General features: G+C 72.1%; 12 protein-coding genes and 2 pseudogenes. 6 read left to right on the forward strand and 8 right to left on the reverse strand.

The annotated features are described in order from the left end of the window. Positions 1–11: 11 nt before the first annotated feature. The 8 genes from hrpA to K338_RS0107160 all read right to left on the reverse strand — a co-directional run bounded on the left by hrpA (position 12) and on the right by K338_RS0107160 (position 12,664). A complete protein-coding gene (gene hrpA, locus K338_RS0107125; protein ID WP_022917488.1) occupies positions 12–4,292 on the reverse strand; it encodes an ATP-dependent RNA helicase HrpA in 4,281 nt (1,426 codons plus the stop codon). Positions 4,293–4,472: 180 nt separating this feature from the next. Further along, complete coding sequence (locus K338_RS0107130) at positions 4,473–5,105, reverse strand: response regulator transcription factor (RefSeq protein ID WP_022917489.1); 633 nt, start codon at positions 5,103–5,105, stop codon at positions 4,473–4,475. Then, positions 5,102–6,295, reverse strand: a complete 1,194-nt coding sequence (locus K338_RS0107135) for a sensor histidine kinase (RefSeq protein WP_022917490.1) — start codon at positions 6,293–6,295, stop codon at positions 5,102–5,104. Before K338_RS0107135 ends, K338_RS0107130 begins: the two co-directional genes overlap by 4 nt. Further along, positions 6,292–7,437 carry a hypothetical protein gene (locus K338_RS24365; RefSeq protein ID WP_022917491.1) on the reverse strand — a complete coding sequence of 382 codons (1,146 nt, stop codon included), beginning with the start codon at positions 7,435–7,437 and terminating at the stop codon, positions 6,292–6,294. The genes K338_RS0107135 and K338_RS24365 overlap by 4 nt, the downstream gene beginning before the upstream one ends. 172 nt (positions 7,438–7,609) lie before the next feature. Continuing rightward, positions 7,610–9,109 carry a DUF4127 family protein gene (locus K338_RS21040; protein WP_084480709.1) on the reverse strand — a complete coding sequence of 500 codons (1,500 nt, stop codon included), beginning with the start codon at positions 9,107–9,109 and terminating at the stop codon, positions 7,610–7,612. A gap of 53 nt (positions 9,110–9,162) precedes the next feature. After that, complete coding sequence (locus K338_RS0107150; RefSeq protein ID WP_022917493.1) at positions 9,163–10,215, reverse strand: nuclease-related domain-containing protein; 1,053 nt, start codon at positions 10,213–10,215, stop codon at positions 9,163–9,165. 79 nt (positions 10,216–10,294) lie between these two features. Further along, a complete protein-coding gene (locus K338_RS0107155) occupies positions 10,295–11,722 on the reverse strand; it encodes a lipase maturation factor family protein (protein ID WP_245542912.1) in 1,428 nt (475 codons plus the stop codon). A 54-nt stretch (positions 11,723–11,776) separates the two neighbouring features. Then, the gene (locus tag K338_RS0107160) at positions 11,777–12,664 is read right to left on the reverse strand and encodes a sugar phosphate isomerase/epimerase family protein (RefSeq protein ID WP_022917495.1); all 888 of its coding nucleotides are present in this window, start codon (positions 12,662–12,664) and stop codon (positions 11,777–11,779) included. A 154-nt stretch (positions 12,665–12,818) separates the two neighbouring features. On the opposite strand from K338_RS0107160, the pseudogene K338_RS26565 reads away from it, so the two are divergent. The 6 genes and pseudogenes from K338_RS26565 to K338_RS21045 form a co-directional block, all read left to right on the forward strand. Further along, positions 12,819–13,070, forward strand: a pseudogene (locus tag K338_RS26565) (HtaA domain-containing protein); the annotation flags it as partial. A gap of 25 nt (positions 13,071–13,095) precedes the next feature. After that, positions 13,096–13,437, forward strand: a pseudogene (locus K338_RS26395) (HtaA domain-containing protein); the annotation flags it as partial. Further along, complete coding sequence (locus K338_RS0107165) at positions 13,432–15,075, forward strand: HtaA domain-containing protein (protein ID WP_245542915.1); 1,644 nt, start codon at positions 13,432–13,434, stop codon at positions 15,073–15,075. The pseudogene K338_RS26395 and the gene K338_RS0107165, both read left to right, overlap by 6 nt. Further along, on the forward strand, positions 15,072–16,217 hold the full coding sequence (locus K338_RS0107170; protein ID WP_022917497.1) for an ABC transporter substrate-binding protein: 1,146 nt from the start codon (positions 15,072–15,074) through the stop codon (positions 16,215–16,217). The genes K338_RS0107165 and K338_RS0107170 overlap by 4 nt, the downstream gene beginning before the upstream one ends. Positions 16,218–16,227: 10 nt before the next feature. Continuing rightward, a complete protein-coding gene (locus tag K338_RS0107175) occupies positions 16,228–17,358 on the forward strand; it encodes a FecCD family ABC transporter permease (protein WP_022917498.1) in 1,131 nt (376 codons plus the stop codon). Next, positions 17,355–18,245, forward strand: a complete 891-nt coding sequence (locus K338_RS21045) for an ABC transporter ATP-binding protein (RefSeq protein ID WP_022917499.1) — start codon at positions 17,355–17,357, stop codon at positions 18,243–18,245. The genes K338_RS0107175 and K338_RS21045 overlap by 4 nt, the downstream gene beginning before the upstream one ends. Positions 18,246–18,269: the final 24 nt, after the last annotated feature.

Consider the following 18,269-nt stretch of genomic DNA (forward strand, 5'->3'; position numbering starts at 1 on the left):
GGGGTAGGTGGTCAGGCGTCCGCGAGGGCCTTGCGGATCCGCTTCTCCGAGACGGTCACCGGGGTGCCCAGCTGCTGGGCGAAGAAGCTTACCCGCAGCTCCTCCAGCTGCCAGCGGACCGGGGCCAGCCGCGCAGCGCGCACCGGCTCGTGCTCCGCGCTGCGCACCGCCGACCACCACGCGTCGGACAGCTCGCCGATCTTCCAGGCCAGGTCCGCGTCCCGGTGCGGGTTCGCCTCCGCCTTCTCCAACCGCAGGACGGCGGCCCTCAGGTACCGAGGCAGGTGCACCAGCTGCTGAGGCGGGGTGTCTCTCAGGTAACCGGCGTGCACCAGGGAGGCATGCTGGTCGCGCACATCGGTGAGCACGTTCAGCAGCGCCATCGACGTGGTCTGCTTGATCGTCTGGTCCAGCTCCCGGGAGCGGGTCTGGATCGTGGTGGCCAGGTCCGCGATGCGCTGCACCTCGTCCTCGAAGGAGTCCCGCAGCGAGGCCACCAGCTCCTCGAACGCCTGCCGGGTGCGCACCTGTGCCAGGTCGTGACCGGTGGTCAGGGCGGCGACCGCTGCCGCCTGCAGGTCCGCCACCAGTGCGTCCGTGTTCCGGTACGGGCTCGCCGCCAGCGTCAGCGACTGCGTGCCACTCCACCGCGAGGTGACCCGGGTCGTGGGTAGTGCCAGGTCCAGCGTCAGCAGCTGCGCCACCCCGCGTCGGTGCTCGATCGCCTGCCGGGCGGCGTCGGTGAGCACCCGCAGCCCGACTGTGGCCCCTTCGGCCACCAGCGCCGGGTAGCCGCGCACCTCCAACCCGCCCGGACCGGTGGAGGTGACCGTCGCCGGGATGCGGCCTGGCTCCGGCCAGCCGGTCAGGCCGCCGACCTCCGTCAGTCCCGGGGAGGTCACCCCCGCACCGGCCGGGCCGGAGCCCACGCCGGCCGCACCAGACCCACCCGGCCCCGCGGCCGGCCCACCTGCTCGACCCCTACCCCGGGTGCGCGGATCGCTCGGCCGGGCTGCGCCGTCGTCGGCTGCGGCGTGCAACGCCCCGCGCACGGCATCCCGCACCGCGGCGGCGGACTGCTGGGCCAGCTGCCGCTGCAGCAGCACCAGCTCCCGGCTGGTGCCGAGCACCTGACCGCGCTCGTCGTGCACCTGGAAGAGCATCCGCAGGTGCGCAGGCAGCCGATCGACGTCCACATCCTCCTCGGTGACCTCCACCTGCCGCAGCTCTCGGGCCGCGGCCGCGAACGCCGCCAGGAACGAGGGCGCCCCCTGAGGTGCGGGCGCCACCTGCGACCACTCCGGCAGCTGCTCGACGATCTGCGCCGCCGTGTCCGGTGCCGGTACCAGGCGGGTCCGCAGCCGCTTCGGCAGCGCCCGGATGGTGGCCACCGCCAGCTCATCCAGCAGACCGGGCACCATCCAGTCGAACCCGTCCGGGCGGACCTGGGCGAGCACCGCGATCGGGATGTGCACGCACACCCCGTCCAGCTCGGTGCCCGGTTCGAACTGGTAGGTCAGCGGCAGGGTGAGGTCGCCCTGGCGCCAGGTGTCCGGGAACGCGCCCGGATCCAGCTCCTCGGCGCGGGGCAGCAGCAGCTCGGTGGTGAAGGACAGCAGGTCCGGCTGCTCGCCGCGGGTGCGCTTCCACCAGGAGTCGAAGTGCCGCGCCGAGGTGACGTGCTCCGGGATGCGCTCGTCGTAGAAGTCGAACAGGCCCTGCTCGTCGATCAGCAGGTCCCGGCGGCGCTCGCGGGCCTGCACCGCTTCCGCCTCGGCGAGCAGAGTTGAGTTCTCGGCGAAGAACGTGTGGTGGGTGCGCCAGTCGCCCTCCACCAACCCCTGCCGGATGAACATCTCCCGGGCCAGCTCCGGGTCCACGCGGCCCAGCGGCACCCGGCGCTCGGCCACGATCGGCAGCCCGTAGAGGAGCACCTTCTCCTTGACCATCGCCGCACCTTGCTTGGACGACCAGTACGGCTCGGAGTAGGCGCGCTTGACCACGTGCTCAGCCAGCGGCTCCGCCCACTCCGGCCGGATCCGGGCCACGGTGCGGGCGAACAGCCGGGAGGTCTCCACCAGCTCGGCGGCCATCACCCAGGCCGGGGTCTTCTTCGCCAGGTGCGAGCCGGGGAAGACCACGAACTTCGCACCACGAGCACCGGTGTACTCCCGGCGCCGCTCGTCCCAGTAGCCCAGCTGGGACAGCAGCCCGGACAACAGCGCCTGGTGCACAGAGTCGGCACGGCCAGGGTCGTCCTTGTGGTCTTCCCGGTGCGACCAAGACAGGCCCAGCTGCTTGGCCATCTGCCGCAGCTGGGTGTGCACGTCCTGCCACTCCCGGATCCGCAGGAAGTGCAGGTACTCCGCCTTGCACAGCCGGCGGAACGCCGAGCCGGACAGCTCCCGCTGCTTCTCGCCCAGGTACTCCCACAGGTTGAGCAGCGCGAGGAAGTCCGAGGTCGGGTCGGCGAACCGGCGGTGCTTCTCGTCCGCGGCCTGCTGGTGATCGGCAGGCCGCTCGCGCACGTCCTGCACGCTCAGCCCGGCCACGATGATCATCACCTCACGCAGGCAGCCCAGTCGGGAGGCCTCCACGATCATCCGACCCATCCGCGGGTCGATCGGCAGCTGGGCCAGCGCGCGGCCGGTCTTGGTCAGCCGGTTCTGCTCGTCCACGGCACCGAGCTCGGCGAGCAGCTGGGTACCGTCCTTGATGGCCCGGGAGTCGGGGGAGTCGAGGAAGTCGAACTTCGCCACGTCGCCCAGGCCGATCGCGGCCATCTGCAGGATCACCGACGCCAGCGAGGTGCGCAGGATCTCCGGTTCGGTGAACTCCGGGCGGGACTCGTAGTCGGACTTCGAGTACAGCCGGATGCAGATGCCGTCGGCCACCCGCCCGCACCGGCCGGCCCGCTGGTTGGCGCTGGCCTGGCTGATCGGCTCGATCGGCAGCCGCTGCACCTTGGTGCGCGTGGAGTAGCGAGAGATGCGGGCGGTGCCGGTGTCGATCACGTACCGGATGCCCGGCACGGTCAGGGACGTCTCGGCCACGTTCGTGGCGATCACGATCCGTCGGGTGGTGTGCGGTTGGAACACCCGGTGCTGCTCGGCCGCGGAGAGCCGCGCGTACAGCGGGATCACCTCGACGGCGTCCGCGGCGTGCGCAGAGGCTCTCGCCGCTCCAGGGCTCACGTACCGCTCGCGCAGGTGACGGGCCAGGGCCTCGGTGGCGTCCCGGATCTCCCGTTCCCCGGAGCAGAACACCAGGATGTCCCCGGGGCCGGCGGCCATCAGCTCATCAGCAGCCAGGCAGATCCCGGTCGGCTGGTCCAGCTCGTCCTCTTCGCCACCCGGGCCGCCCCGCCCGCGTGCGCCCGTCTCGTCTAGGAGAGCGCTACGGGAGGCGCCCGGTCCGCTCGAGGAGGCTGCGCCGTCGTCCTCCTCGGCATCCGGGACCAGCGGGCGGTACCGCACCTCGACCGGGTAGGTGCGCCCGGACACCTCGATCACCGGCGCCGGCCGGCCCGGCTGGCCGAAATACTTGGCGAACCGTTCGGAGTCGATGGTCGCGGAGGTGACGATAACCTTCAGGTCCGGCCGCTGGGGCAGCAGCTGGTGCAGGTAACCCATGAGGAAGTCGATGTTCAGCGACCGCTCGTGCGCCTCGTCCACGATGATCGTGTCGTAGCGGCGCAGCATCGGATCACGCTGGATCTCCGCGAGCAGGATGCCGTCGGTCATCACCTTCACCAGCGTGGTGGGCGAGACCTGGTCGGTGAACCGCACCTGGTAGCCCACCACGTCGCCGAGCTCGACCGCCAGCTCCTCGCTGAGCCGTTCAGCCACGGTGCGGGCAGCGATCCGCCGCGGCTGGGTGTGCCCGATGGTGCCGGTGATCCCGCGGCCGAGCTCCAGGCAGATCTTCGGGATCTGGGTGGTCTTCCCGGACCCGGTGGCACCGGCCACGATCACCACCTGGTGGTCGCGGATCGCGGCGGCGATGTCCTCGGAGCGTGCGGAGACCGGCAGCTGCGGCGGGTAGGTGATCCGTGGGACGGCGGCTCTGCGGGCCTCGATCTGTTCGGGGGACAGCGGCCGGAACGCGGGCTTGGGGTGCCGGCGTGCATGCCGACGGCGGGAGGAGCCCCGGGAGCGGCCCTTGCCTTGGTCGCGGCGTGGTGGGCGCGCCGGGCCGGTGGCGTCCGCGGGCGGTTGCTGCCCGGACCGGCGGGAGCGGTCGCCGGGGCGCCCGGCGGACCGGGTTCTGCTGCGCGGGTTCTGCTCACTCACCGTGTCCCATTGTCACCGATGCGGCCGGCGGGCTGGCCAGCCGATTTCCGGCGGGTGCGCGGTCCGCGGGTGGTGACCCCCGCTCCCGGCTATGGAGGCACTCCTGAGACACCGAGGCGTTCTTCTCCTGCCTCCATGTCACAGGAGTACCTCCGCATCGGTGCGTCTCGCGGCGCGGGTTCAGCGGCGCGGCAGCAGGGCGTGGCTCCAGGCGATCACCACAGCGTTGGTGCGGTCCCGTGCCCCGAGCTTGGCGATCAGGTTGGCCACGTGGCTGCGGACTGTCTCCACTCCGATCACCAGCTCGGCAGCGATCTCAGCGTTGGTGTATCCCTCGGCGACGAGCGAGAGCACCTCCAGCTCCCGGTCGCTGGGCCGCGGACCGGACCAGGTGGCCGCCGGGGTGGCGGTGAGCAGCTCGCGCACCTGCTGCGGGAAGACCAGGCTGTCCCCAGAGGCGACGGTGCGCACCGCGCCGACGACCTGCTCCGCAGTGCTGCGCTTGAGCAGGAACCCGGCGGCTCCGACGCGCAGCGCGGCCTGCACGTAGTCGTCGTTGCCGAACGTGGTCAGCACCAACACCGCTGGTGGGTCATCGGCGCGCAGCAGCAGCTCGGTGGCCCGGATACCGTCCAGGTGGGGCATGCGCACGTCCATCACCACCACGTCCGGGCGGCTGCGCCGGGCGGCCTCGATCCCCGCGGCACCGTCCCCGGCCTCGGCCACCACCTCGATGTCCGGTTCGGCCTGCAGGATCATCGCGATGCCCTGCCGGATCAGCGGTTCGTCGTCGACCAGCAGCACGGTGATCATCGCGTCGTCTCCTCAGTTGCCGGTGCCGGAAGCAGCGCCTCGACCCGCCAGCTGTGTGCACTCGCCCCGGCCCGCACCGTGCCATCGAGCAGCGCGGCCCGCTCCTGCATGCCGAGGATGCCGCGGCCGCCGCTGGGCTGAGCGTCGTGGCCTGCAGCAGCGGCGGGGTTGTCCACCTGGAGCCGCAGCGATCTGTCGTCCTGCGTGATCGCGACGCTGACGGCACCGGGCTCGCCGTGCCGGTGGGCGTTGGTCAGCGCCTCGGCCAGGATGTCCAGCATCGCGTCCCAGACCAGCCGAGGAACACGCCCGTGGTCCTGGTGCACCTCGATCGTCAGGCCGGCGGTCCGGTGCTTGGCCAGCAGCGTCGGCAGATCCTCCCGCACGGACCGGGCTGGTGGGGTCTGTGGGTCGCGGAGCAGGCCGAGCAGGTGGTCGAGCTCGGCCTGGGCGTCACGTGCGGTGCTTTCGATCGCTTGCAGAGCGCCGGCAGCGCGGTCCGGGTGGGCACTGACCACCCGGCTGGCGGCTGCCGCTTGGATGCCGATGATGGACAGTGCGTGCCCGATCCCGTCGTGCAGCTCGCGGGCCAGCACAGTGTGCCGACGTTCTGCGGCGAGCCGGTGCTCCGCCAGGGCCAGCCGGTCCGCCGCCGTCGGGCCGAGCAGCACCGGTGCCAGCCGCACTGCGATGCCGCCGGCGAGCGCCGGCCCAGCCACGGTCGCAACGAGCATGGCCAGGCCGCCGAGGAGAGCCGACCACCAGGTGGCGCCCAGTCCGACAGGTTCGAGGAGGTCGAGACGGTCTTGCCCCAGCGCCCAGAACGTCACCGCCGCACCGGGCAGCAGGCCGAGGACGCAGAATCCGGTGCTCAACCCGGCAAGTGCGTGCAGCACGGTCCACGCCGCGCTGCGTGAGCGGTGTGCCCAGCTCCGCGACTCGGCGAGCAGCGGCGAGCCTACGCTGAGGAGCGTGCGGGCCGCGGTGACCTGGATCTCCCGCACCCCGGGCAGCAGCCCGACGCCTGCCCCGACCAGCAGGACGGCGAGCAGCCCCCACGCCAGCCCGTCGCGCAGGTCGGTGCCGCCAGAGGCGGAGACGGCCAGGACCGCACCGAGCACTCCGGCCGCCAGGCCGATAGCAGCGCCGAGCATCAGCCAGGCGCCGCGCATCAGTGTGGTGCGGATCATCCGACCATTGTGTCCGCTGGGTCGCTCGGCGCTACCCCGTGCCCGGTCGGGTCCGGGCCAGTCGTGGCCTGCCCGCCCGTGCTGCGGTAGCTGCCATAGGCCCAGATCGCCAGCGCCAGCATCGGCCCCCAGTACCCCAGCGGCAGCAGGAAGAAGTACGGAGCGAACGGACCGGTGGGGTCCTGGACGAAGCTGATCGTCCACGGCACGGCCGCCAGGCAGACCAGACCAGCAACGATCGAGCCCGGCACGATCGCCGCTGCCGGCGGCACGGGTCGACCGCCGACCCGGGGCACCCAGCGGGGGAGACGCTCCCCCCACGGCAGGATCAGGCCGAGGGTGAGGATGGCCCCCATCCAGGCGCCCAGCGAGAGCATCAGGCCCCAGGCGGTGATCGCGTCGGTCGCCCCCTCCGGCAGGCCGATCGGCCACGGGGTCAGCCAGGTGAGCCGGGCGAGCGGGTAGGGCAGCGGCCCGAGAGCGGCCAGCACGGTGACCGGGCGGCGGTGGCGGACCAACCATGTGGTGGGGCGTTCCAGCCAGCTGGACCTGCGGGCTGCCCGCACGGTGAGCGTCATCCAGAGTGCGAGCGTGGTGTAGGTGAGCAGCATCGCCCAGATCGGGGCGCCCTTCTCGGCGAAGACCGCCAGGTTGGCGGCAAATGCGGTGCGGATCAGGTCCCGGAAGACGAGGACGGCAGCCACGCCGGCCGCCAGCGCGATGCCCAGTGGCCACCTGCTGCGTGGAGCGCGTACGGCAGCGACGACTCCCACGACCATCGCAGCCAGCGGCAGCACCATGGCCACCACGTACCCGGCGAGGGACAGGCCCTGCATGCTCGCCGTGGCACCGAACAGCCCGAGCACCAGGACCGGGGCGACCCCGCCGGCGACCCGGTTCGCGCCGGCGTCGGCTGGCCGGAGTGCGGCCAGGACGGCGCAGACCGTGCCGACCAGGGCGAGCACGGCGAGCAGACCAGCGTGGACGGACAGTGGCAGGACGGCACGCAGCTGGGCCAGATGCGCATCGACGTACGGATTCAGCCCGGGCAGCACCAGCCAGACCACGCACTGGAGCAGCAGGGCTGCAGAGCACAGGGTAGCGGCGCGGGTGACTGCGCGAGGCAGTGGAGTGGTGTTCATGCGCCCAGCCTCGGCCCGGCAGGTGCAGCCACGACTCCCCCGATCGGGGGATCCTCACCTGCGGCGCTCCCCCAGTCCCGGACCGGCCGTCGTGGCGGTCGGGCCGGCCCGCCATGGCGAAGGTCGGACCTGGGCCGCGCGCTGGACCTGCCGGTAGGACGATACCGGCGTCTCAACGACCCTCGACGTCGAAGTCCACGATGAACAGCGACGAGCGTGGCCAGCGCACGTTCCGCACCCGCACCGACCCGAGCGCACTGATGCTGCCGGCCCACGCGGTGAGCTCGCCGGCGACCCGCTCGGCGAGGCCTGCCAGCTCCTCCATGGGCGGATCGGTCAGGCCGCGCGCAGCGTACTCCTCCTGCAGGCGCCTGCGCACGACTGGCAGGTAGTGACCGTCCTCGATGATCTTGTGGTCCCGGAACTCCCGGCGCGCCACCGCCGCCTCAGCGGAGTGCTCGTGCAGTGCGCTCACCCCCGCGGCCAGCGTCGTGCCGATCGTGTTGCCGGCCGTGTTCCACCCGCCGTAGGCGACCAGCTCGCCGAGCACACCGGCGTCATCCAGCGCTCGTACCAGCTGGGGGTCGGAGCCGTTCGCGTAGCGCAGGTCGGCCAGGGCCGTGCGCCGGCCCGCCTCCAGGTGCATGCGGCCCGCGGCCGCCACCCTCGAGCTCTCCTGGCTGGTGTCCTCGGTGATCGGCAGACCCGTCCAGTCGCCAGGTTCGGGGGCGGGGCCGTGCACGAGCAGGACCAGGTCGGCGGCCTCGGCGCGATCGACGCTCACCCCGCCGACGGCCTCGACCTGGGCGGCGATACCCTCCCCGACCGGGCGGTCCTCGTACGGGGCGGTGCGCGCCAGCGACTCGGACTCTGGACAGTCGACGTACACCCGTGGCGCCAGCCCGCGCGCTCGGGCGGCCACGCGTGCCACGAGGGTGCTGGGCACCTCGTCCGCCCCCGGGTAGAGCAGGGCGCCGGAGTGCAGCCGCCTCGCCCAGCGGCCCACGGCGAGCCGGTCCGCAGCAGGCAGCCCGCGCTCGGCGGTGTCGTCAGATGTGATCACCAGATCGGTCAGCACGCCGTCGGCGGCCAGGTCGAGAGCGGCGAGGGTGACCACGTGGTTGCGCAGCCGCCGACGCAGCAGGTCCTCGCGGTAGGTGCCGGGGACGGCACGTTCGGCTGCGGCGACCTCCTCCGCCGACGCCTCGCCCCGCTCGTAGCGGTCCCAGGACTGGGAGAGCTCGAACAGGAGCCGCCCGTGCGTGGCCCAGTACTCCGGCTCCTCCAGGCCCCGACCACTGCTGTCGTAGTGCGGGAGCCGGGTGATGACCTGGCAGGCGTGCACCGGGGCGGTGAGCTCGCGCAGGACCTCGAGGCGGCCGATGACCTCCGCGATGCTGTCACTGGTGAGCCGCGAAGGGACCAGTCCGCCGTGCACCAACAGGTCCAGCGAGATGATGTGGGCGTCGACCGAGGTATCGACGGACCGGAGCCAGTCGGCCAGCCCGGCCGGGTCGCCCGGCTGGCGGAACCGGGGCATCAGGTGTTCCGGTGGCCGCAGCACCTCCACCCCGCTGAATCCCGCGATCCGATAGGCGTACCCCGCGGTGTTGGGGCGCTCGTCCGGTGGGAGGATGGTCATCCGCAGCCGACGCGCAGGTGCTGTGCTCATCGACCCCACGCTAGAGCGCGCCGCCCCCCGGCCGGAACAGGGCGGTGCACGGGTCAGACGAACTGCACAGTGCGCTGCAGCGCGGTCCGGGCAGCGAACAGGTCCTCAGCGGACAGGGGTGCCACCCCCGGCAGGCCGGTGGCGAGCCGCGTGGCCAGCACGCGCCGGCGCACGACGAACCGCGCCGTCGACCCCTTGCTGCCCAGCGACGCCAGGTCGGTGGTCAGGGCGTCATCGTCCAGCACGATCACCAGTGCGGACAGCCGCACTCCCCAGTGCCGGGCGATGCGCGCGCGGTGCGCGAGCTCCTTCATCGGCCGGGTGCCCTTCGCCAGCCCGGTGCAGTGCAGCTTCTTGCCCTTCACCGTCACCGGGGCACCCCAGTCCTCGGACTGCAGCACGAACAGACCTGTGGGTCCGAGCACTACATGGTCGATCTTCGCCGGGTTGGTGACACCGGCCGAGGCGTCCCGGGCCCAACGCTCGTTCCCGCGACCGGTGGCCACGTCGTGCCAGACGGTGAATGCCGAGCCCAGGTCGGCCAGCAGCCGGGCGGTCGCCTCCTCCGCCTGCGCGTCGGCCAGCGCGTGCCGGATCTCCCGCGGAGCGCTCGCAACCAGGCGGGCCTCGTAGGGGTCGTCGATGCTGACACCACGACCGACCCACTCCCGCAGCAGCGTCAGGTACCGCTCCCGGGACCAGCCACCCGGGTGACCATAGGACCGTGCTCGGGACGGCGCCCGGGTACCCCCCGCCGTCGACCCGGCGGTCCACACCCGGCCGGGAGCCGATCCGCCCGCGTGCCCGTTGCCCGCCGCCCGGGAAGCAGCCCTCGCGGACCCGGACGTTGCGCCGCCCGGGTGCGCGCCGCCGTCATAGGCAGCACGTTCCCCCGCGTGCGCGGCATCGTAGGCATGCCGTGCCTCCTGGGTGCCGACCAGCTGCCACGCCTGCTGCACCGCCAGGAACGAGTCCGCATCACCGCCGGTGTCCGGGTGCGTGCGCCGCAGCGCCCGCCGGTAGGCACGGCGCAGCGCCTCAGGGCTCGCCTCAGGCGACACCCCGAGCACCTGGTAGGGCGTAGTGTCCCGGATCTGGTCGGTCACGGATCGGCTTTCGAGCTGGTGTGCGGCTGGCCTCACGGTACCCCGACAGCCTGGCTCGCCGGGCAGACCACCTGGTGCATCAGCGCCGTACCGGGTCGACCAGCGTGCCCGCGGGCGTGCGCACCCACCACACCTTCTGGCTGCGGCGCTCGCGGGGGCTGCTGTACCGGTAGTCGAAGATGCGGGCTCGCACCCAGGCCGGCGGCACGCCGTCGAACGGATCGTGGGCGAGCAGCCGCAACGTGGCCGGATCCGCGGCCAGCAGCCGGCGCAGGAACGGTTCGAACCAGGCCAGCTGCGCCCGGGAACCCAGCGCCAGGAACCACATCCCCCAGTCCAGGCGCAGGTGGTAGGGGGCCCACTGCCGGGGCAGGAGCCGCGGGTCGCCCGGCTTGCCGGCGAAGCCGTACTCGCGCCACTCGGCGTGCTCCGGGTCGGCGTCCAGCGTGCCCTCCACCACGATCTCCTGGCGGCGGCGGGTGATGGAGCCGAACGCCCCGTAGGCGCCCACCAGGTGCCAACCGTTGTAGGAGGCGTTCATCAGCTGGCGCCGGCTGACCAGGTTCATCAGCGGCTTGCGGCTCAGCCACAGCACACCCGCACCCATCACGCAGACCACGACCACGAACGCCACCGGTGCCCCGACATAGCTCACCGGGTCGCCGACCAGGACCGCGTCACTCACCGCTGCGAACGCCAGCAGCATGGTGAGCCAGTTCAACCAGGCGAAGTTCCCCGAGGCGACCAGCCACAGCTGGGTGAGGACCACCGCAGCAGCCGCCCAGGTGGCCACCGGCTGCGGGGCGAACAGCAGGAACGGCACCCCGAGCTGGACCACGTGGTTGGCGGCCACCTCCACCTTGTGCAACGGGCGGGGCAGATGGTGGAAGAACCAGCTCAGCGGGCCGGGCATCGGCTGGGTCTCGTGGTGGTAGTACAGCGCGGTCAGGTCCCGCCACACCGCATCGCCACGGATCTTGATCAGCCCGGCGCCGAACTCCACCCGCAGCAGCAGCCACTTGAACGCGAGCAGCGTGAGGACCGGGGTGCCGGTCTGCTCCGAGCCCAGGAACGCGGCCAGGAACCCGGCCTCGAGCAGCAGCGACTCCCAGCCGAAGCCGTAGAACACCTGCCCGATGTTCACCACCGACAGGTACAGCAGGTACAGCACGCCGAACACCGCCAACGGCACCCACCAGGGGCCACGCTGCGGCAGCCCGGCCACCACTGCGGCAGCGAGCAGCACACCGACCCAGCCGACCACGCGCACCGCCCGGTCGCTGTACCGGGCGTGGAAAAGCGTGGGCAGGGCCCAGAAGCTCACCCGGCCGGCGTGCGGACGCACCGGCAGCAGACCATGCTCCCCGAGCAGGGCGGGAAACTGCCGCAGCACGGCGAGGAAGGCCACCAGGTAGATCGCCGCGATGCCGCGCTGCAGCACCACCCGGGCGATGTCGTAGTGCTCCGCTGCGAACCAGCCGAACCAGTCCACTGTCTCGACCTCCACCGGCACGCTATCGCGACCGCACAGGGGGAGCAGCGTGAGCGTGCGGTGTGCTCGCTACTGCCAGGCGTCCAGGTGGCGGTGGTGGGAGCCCTCGGGCGGCACGTACTCCACGTGGTGCTCGGGGTCCAGGTAGGTGCGGGCGAAGGTGAGCGAGGCGGCCAGGTCGGCGACCCGCTCCGCAGCAGACCGGGCCCTTCGGGTGCTGATCTCCACCACCACGTCCCCGAGGAACTGGCGCCGGCTGAGCTCGGTGAGCACCTCCGCGCACGGCTGGTCGCCCCGCCCGGGCACCAGGTGCTCGTCCATCATCGACGGCGACCCGTCCGCCAGGTGCAGATGAGCCAGCCGCCCGCCGAACACGTCCAGCAGGTCCAGGCTGTTCTGCCGCGCCACAGCGGCGTGGGAGAGGTCCAGCGTCACGTTCTCGTAGTCGTGCTCCGTGGGGTCCCATCCGGGCAGGTAGGCCTTCATCTCCCGTTTCCGGCCCCGCCAGGGGTACATGTTCTCGACGGCGATCGTCACGTCCCGGGTCGCGTTCAGCGCCCGTACGTGCTCGGCGAAGCCGCGCGCATACCGGTACTGCCAGCGGAACGGCGGGTGCACCACCACAGTGGGGGCACCGAGGTCCTCGGCGAGGGTGACCGTCTGGTCCAGCTTGCCACCGGGGGAGGAGCCCATCACCCGCCGGGAGAGCAGCAGCGTGGGCGCGTGGATGCTGCGGATCGGCATCCCGTACCGGGCGCTGAGCTTGCTGAGCGTCTTGCGGTCCTGGCTGGTGGGGTCGGACAGCACCATCACCTCGATGCCGTCGTAGCCCAGCTCGGCCGCGATCTCGAATGCGAACGGCACCTTGCGCGGATACACGCTGACCGTGGAGAGGGTGACCGCGATCGACGCGCCGGGGATCCCCGGCGCTTCCGGTTGGTTCAGCGCCTCGACCATGTCGCCAGGGTAGCCCGGGGACCCGAGGTGCTGCGTTCCGAGGAGCGCAGCAGTGCTGGCGGGCGAGGTTGCACGTCGACCATCGCGATGGCTAAGTTAAGGCTTGCCTTAATTAGGGCAGCCTTAACTTAGTTCTGACTCGACGGAGATTTCCATGCAACGATCTGTCGTCGCGCGCGCCAAGAGAGCTCTTGCGGCCAGTGCGACTGTGTTCCTCGCAGCCACCGGAGCGGTCACGCTCGCGGCCGCGCCCGCGTCCGCAGCCGAAGGAACGGTGAGCGACGCCACGTTGAGCTGGGGAGTGCGGGAGTCCTTCCGCAACTACGTCGAGGGCCCGATCGCGCACGGACAGATCACCACCTCCGAGGTGAGCGAGTCCGCCGCCGGGTACGACTTCACCGGCGGCGCCGGCGTCGCCGACCCCGAGGCAGGGGACCGCAGCCGTCTCCTTCCCCGGGTCGGTGCACTTCCAAGGGCACGAGAGCAGCGAGCCAGGGGTCTACATCCTGGACATGCTCATCGAGAACGTCCAGGTGGAGGTGGCCGGACCGGACGAGGTGTACCTGGTGGCCGATCTCACCTCTCGCCCGTTCGAGTCGATGACCGAGCCGAGCGACCTGGAGACCCATGAGGGCGTCCGGCTGGTCAGCGTGGACGCCGATGCGGTGACGGTCGATGACGAGCTGGTCTCCGCAGACGGCGCCGCGACCGCCATCACCGCGGACGGTTCAGTGGCCTTCGGTGAGTTCTACGACGCTGGTGAGGCGATGGATCCGGTCACCTTCGCGCTGCCGGTGACCGTGCCGGAGGACAACGAGCCGCCTGCGGAGGAGGACCCGGGTGAGGAGGACCCCGGTGAGGATCCGCCGGGTGAGGAGGACGAGCAGCCGGGCGAGGACGACCCAGCGGAGGACGAGCAGCCGGGTGAGGAGGACCAGCCCGGGGACGAGCAGCCGGACGAGGACGCCGGTGAGCCCTCCGACGAGGAGAGCCCGGACCGCCCAGAGAACCCGGAGAGCCCCGGGACCGACCAGGACGACCCAGGCCCCGCCGTCGAGCAGGACGAGACCGCTACCACCAGCCTGGCTGCCGAGAGCACCGCGCTGACCTGGGGGCTGAAGCAGTCCTTCCTCAGCTACATCCAGGGCCCGATCGCCCACGGGGAGGTCAGCACGGACGGCGGCATCACTTTCGACGGTGACGCGTTCACCTTCTCCGACGGCAGCGGCGCAGGCGACTCCGCCGACGGCACCGCGCTGGTCGCCTACCCCGGCACCATCTCCTTCACCGGGCACGACGGTCTGCTCGACCTGACGGTCTCGGACCTACGCCTGCGCATCGACACCCCAACCACGGGTGCGATCGTCGCCACGATGGTCTCCAGGTCGTTGGAGACCGGCGAGTACGAGACGTTCACCGGTATCGACCTGGCCGAAGTGACCCTGTCCGGGGCGGAGGTGGCCGAGGGCGACCTGCAGCTCCGTGACGCACCCGCGACGCTCACCGAGGAGGGCGCCGGTGGGTTTGCCGGGTTCTACGAGGCCGGGGCTGAGCTGGACCCAGTCTCTGCTCAGATCACCTTCGTCGCCACAGAGGATGACACCACCCCGCCGCCGCCGGGCGACCCGCAGGTGCCGACCACCCCGGGTACCGGGAACAATGCCGGAGGTTCTGCGGGGGGCCAGGGGACCGGTGGCGACCCTGCCGGTGAGGACCCCGCGGGTACCGACCCGGCGGCGGAGACCGAGGACCCTGCGGCCGTGTGCACCGCGAACGCGGTCAGCGGCGCCACCCTCAGCTGGGGCCTGAAGTCCAGCTTCCGCAGCTACATCTCCGGCGGCATCGCCAACGGCGGCTGGACCACCAGCGGTGGTATCAGCGACAGCGACGGCGGCTGGACGTTCGCCGACGGCAGCGGCTCGATCAACACCGAGACCCTGGGCGGGTCGGTGACCTTCCCGGGCACGCTGCACTTCACCGGGCACGACGGCATCCTCGACCTGCAGATCAGCGACCTGACCCTGCGGCTGACCGGCCCGACCTCCGGGAGCCTGTACGCGGACATGGTCTCCAACGACATGGAGGGCAACACCAGCACCTACTCGGGCATCCAGCTCGCCACGGTGTCCTTCCCGGCGGTGAGCGCAGGGTCGAGCATCACCCTGTCTGGGGCCTCGGTCACCCTGACCTCCGCCGGCGCCGAAGGGTTCGCCGGGTTCTACGAGGCCGGGACCACGCTGGACACCCTGGACGCAGAGCTCCCGCTCGGCGGGCCCGTGGACTGCTCGGCAGCTGCCGGCACCACGCTCGCAGCCACCGGCGCAGACCCGGTCGCGCCGCTGCTGGCAGTGGCCGGGGTGCTGATGCTGCTCGGCATCGCCCTCGTTCTCCGGCGGTCCGTGCTGCGATGATCCGGCGCAGGCTGCTCGCGATCGTCCTGCTCCTGGCCGCCCTCACCGGGTGCGCCGGGAGCGGGACGGCCGCGACCGATCCCAGCGGGGCAACGTCCGAAGCCGGGACCGACCCGGACTCCACAGGGCAGCCGGACGCGGATGCGACCGGGCCTGCTGAGGAGAGCGGTTCTGGGGACGCGTCCGGGGAGCAACCCGCTGCCTCGACCGAGGACCCGCACAGCCTCACCGGCCCGTCCACTGCCGCGCAGGTGCCCGCCACCGAACCGGTCACCGCCGATCCCGACCAGCAGCTGCCGGTCACCGTGACCGGCGAGGACGGGCAGGAGGTCACCATCGAGGACACCTCCCGCATGCTGGCGCTCGACCTGTACGGCACCCTCGCAGAGATCACCGTGGGACTCGGCCTGGGTGAGGACCTGGTCGGCCGCACCGTGTCGAACACCCAGGACGTGCTCGCCGACCTGCCGGTGGTCACCGAGAACGGGCACGAGCTGAACGTGGAGGCCATCCTCGCGCTGGAGCCCACCTTCGTGCTGATGGACACCACGATGGGTCCGCCGGAGGTGCCCGACCAGCTGCGTGCCTCCGGGGTACCGGTGCTGGTGGTCTCCTCCGACCGCGGGGTGGACCTGATCACCGAACAGATCCAGCTCGTGGCCGAGGCGCTCGGCGTGCCCGCCGCCGGCGACCTGCTCACCGACCGGTTCGAGGGCGACCTGGAGGCCGCGCACACCTACGTCGACGCGCTGACCGAGGGCTGGGACCCGCTGCGGATGGCGTTCCTGTACGTGCGCAGCACCGGCAGCGTGTTCTTCGTCATGGGTGAGGGGTCCGGCGCCGACGACCTCATCGAGCACGTCGGCGGCCTCGACACCGCCAGCGACGCCGGGCTGGCCGATGTCACCCCCGCGACCGCCGAAGCGGTGATCGCCCTCGACCCCGAGCTGATCATCACCATGACCGGCGGGCTGGACTCGACCGGCGGAGTGCAGGGGCTGCTGGACCGGCCCGGGATCGCCCAGACCACTGTGGGGGAGACCGAGCGGATCGTGGACATGGCCGACGGTGCAGTGCTCTCCTTCGGACCGAGCTACCCGGCTGTGCTCACTGCTCTCGCGGACGCCATCTACCAGCCGTGAGGAGCAGCCGATGAGCACGCTGGCCCGCCCGTTGGGCCTGTTCGACGGCGCCCGGTCGCCCGGGCAGGTGGCCGCACCGGCCCACCCGCTCGCCCCGGGACGGGCGGGACGGTTGACGGCCTCGGCCGGGCGGCGGCGCGCCTGGTGGAGCGCCGCGGTGCTGCTGGTCGGTCTGCTGGGAGTGTGCCTGGCGTCGATGCACCTGGGCCAGTACCCGATCCCGGTGGCCGACGTGGTCACCGGGCTGGCCCGCAGCCTGGGTCTGTCCGATGCACCGGCTCTCGCCTCCGACGGGGTGCTGTGGAACGTGCGCGTGCCGCGGATCGGTGCCGGTGTGCTGGTGGGAGCCGCGCTCGGTACCGCCGGTGCGGTGACCCAGAGCCTGTTCGGCAACCCGCTCGCCGAGCCGAGCGTCATCGGCATCACCTCTGGGGCCGGGGTGGGGGCGGCCGCGGCGACAGTCCTGGCCACGGCGGGCTCCGCCGTCCTGCTCGTGCCTTTGGGTGCCTTCGCGGCAGGTGTGGTCACCACTCTGCTGGTGTGGGGGCTGGCCGCGCTCGTGCGCGGCGGCGGCACTCTCACCCTGGTGCTCGTTGGCATCGCGGTGAACGCTGTGGCCGGGGCTGCCTCGTCGCTGATGATCTTCCTCACCGACACCGCCAGCCGGGAGGCGGTGGTGTTCTGGCAGCTGGGCAGCCTGAACGGTGCCACCTGGCCCGCGGTGGGCTACACCGCCCCGCTGGTGCTCGCCGGTCTGATCTGGTCGTTGACGATGAGCGGCCGGCTGGACGTGCTGGTGCTCGGCGAACGGGCCGCCGCACACACCGGGGTGAACCTGCGCTCGCTGCGTGCCCAGGCGGTGCTGTGCGCGGCGCTGCTGACCGCAGCGGCGGTGTCGGTCGCCGGGATCATCGGGTTCATCGGTCTGATCGTGCCGCACCTGCTGCGCCTGGTGGTCGGTCCACGCCAGCAGTACATCCTGCCGCTGTCGGCACTCGGCGGAGCGCTGCTGATCACCGGCAGCGATCTGGTCGCCCGGACCGCGATCGAGTTCGTGGACCTGCCGATCGGTGCGCTGACCGCGGTGATCGGCGGGCCGGTGTTCTTCCTGCTGCTGCGCCGCCGCGGGAGCGTGACGTGACCGCGGTGCGCGAGCAGACCCGAGCTGGTGGTGAGCGTGGGACGAGCCGGGCACCCGCTGGCGGTGTGCAGGTCGAGGGGCTGCGGGTGCTGCGACAGGGCACACCGGTGCTGCAGGACGTCACGTTCACCGCCCCACCGGGTGCGGTCACTGCGCTGGTCGGACCGAACGGGTCCGGTAAGTCCACTGCGGTGGCGGTGATCGCCGGCGATCTGGCGCCGGCCGCCGGGCGGGTGACGGTCTCCGGTCAGCCGGTCTCCCGCCTCGGCGCGGCGCGGGCCGCACAGCTGCGCTCGGTGCTGCCGCAGGAGGTCACCGTGGCCTTCGACTACCTGGGTGCGGAGATCGTTGCGCTCGGGCGTCGGCCCTGGCGCGGGCAGGAGAGGGCCACGGAGCGAGCCCAGGTGGTGGCTAGCGCGTTGGCGGCCACCGACTCCTCGGCCGCGGCGGACCGGCGCGTGCTCACCCTCTCCGGCGGCGAGCGGGCCCGGGTGCAGCTGGCCCGGGTGCTCGCCCAGGACGCGGCCGTGGTGCTGCTGGACGAACCGACCGCCGCCCTGGACCTGCGGCACCAGGCGCGCACGCTCACCCTGTGCCGACAGATCGCCGCTGCCGGTGGCACCGTGGTGGTGGTGCTGCACGACCTGGACGCCGCACTGTCCACCGCCGACCACGCGGTGCTGCTCGACCGGGGCCGGGTGGTCGTGGCGGGGCCGGTGGAGCAGGTGACAGCCAAGGACCTGGAGCGGGTCTACCGGCACCCGATCTCGATCGTGAGCCACCCGGTGGACGGGCGGCCGATGGTGCTGCCCGCGCGGGTGCACGCTGCGTCTCAGCCTTCGAGCACGTGCACCGGCAGGTGGGCGTCGAATCCGTCGATCGACTGAGCGTTCTTCTCCCGCTGGTACCGC

Origin of the sequence: Ruania albidiflava DSM 18029 (assembly GCF_000421225.1) — a bacterium.
In the GTDB taxonomy this organism is placed as follows: Bacteria; Actinomycetota; Actinomycetes; order Actinomycetales; family Beutenbergiaceae; genus Ruania; species Ruania albidiflava.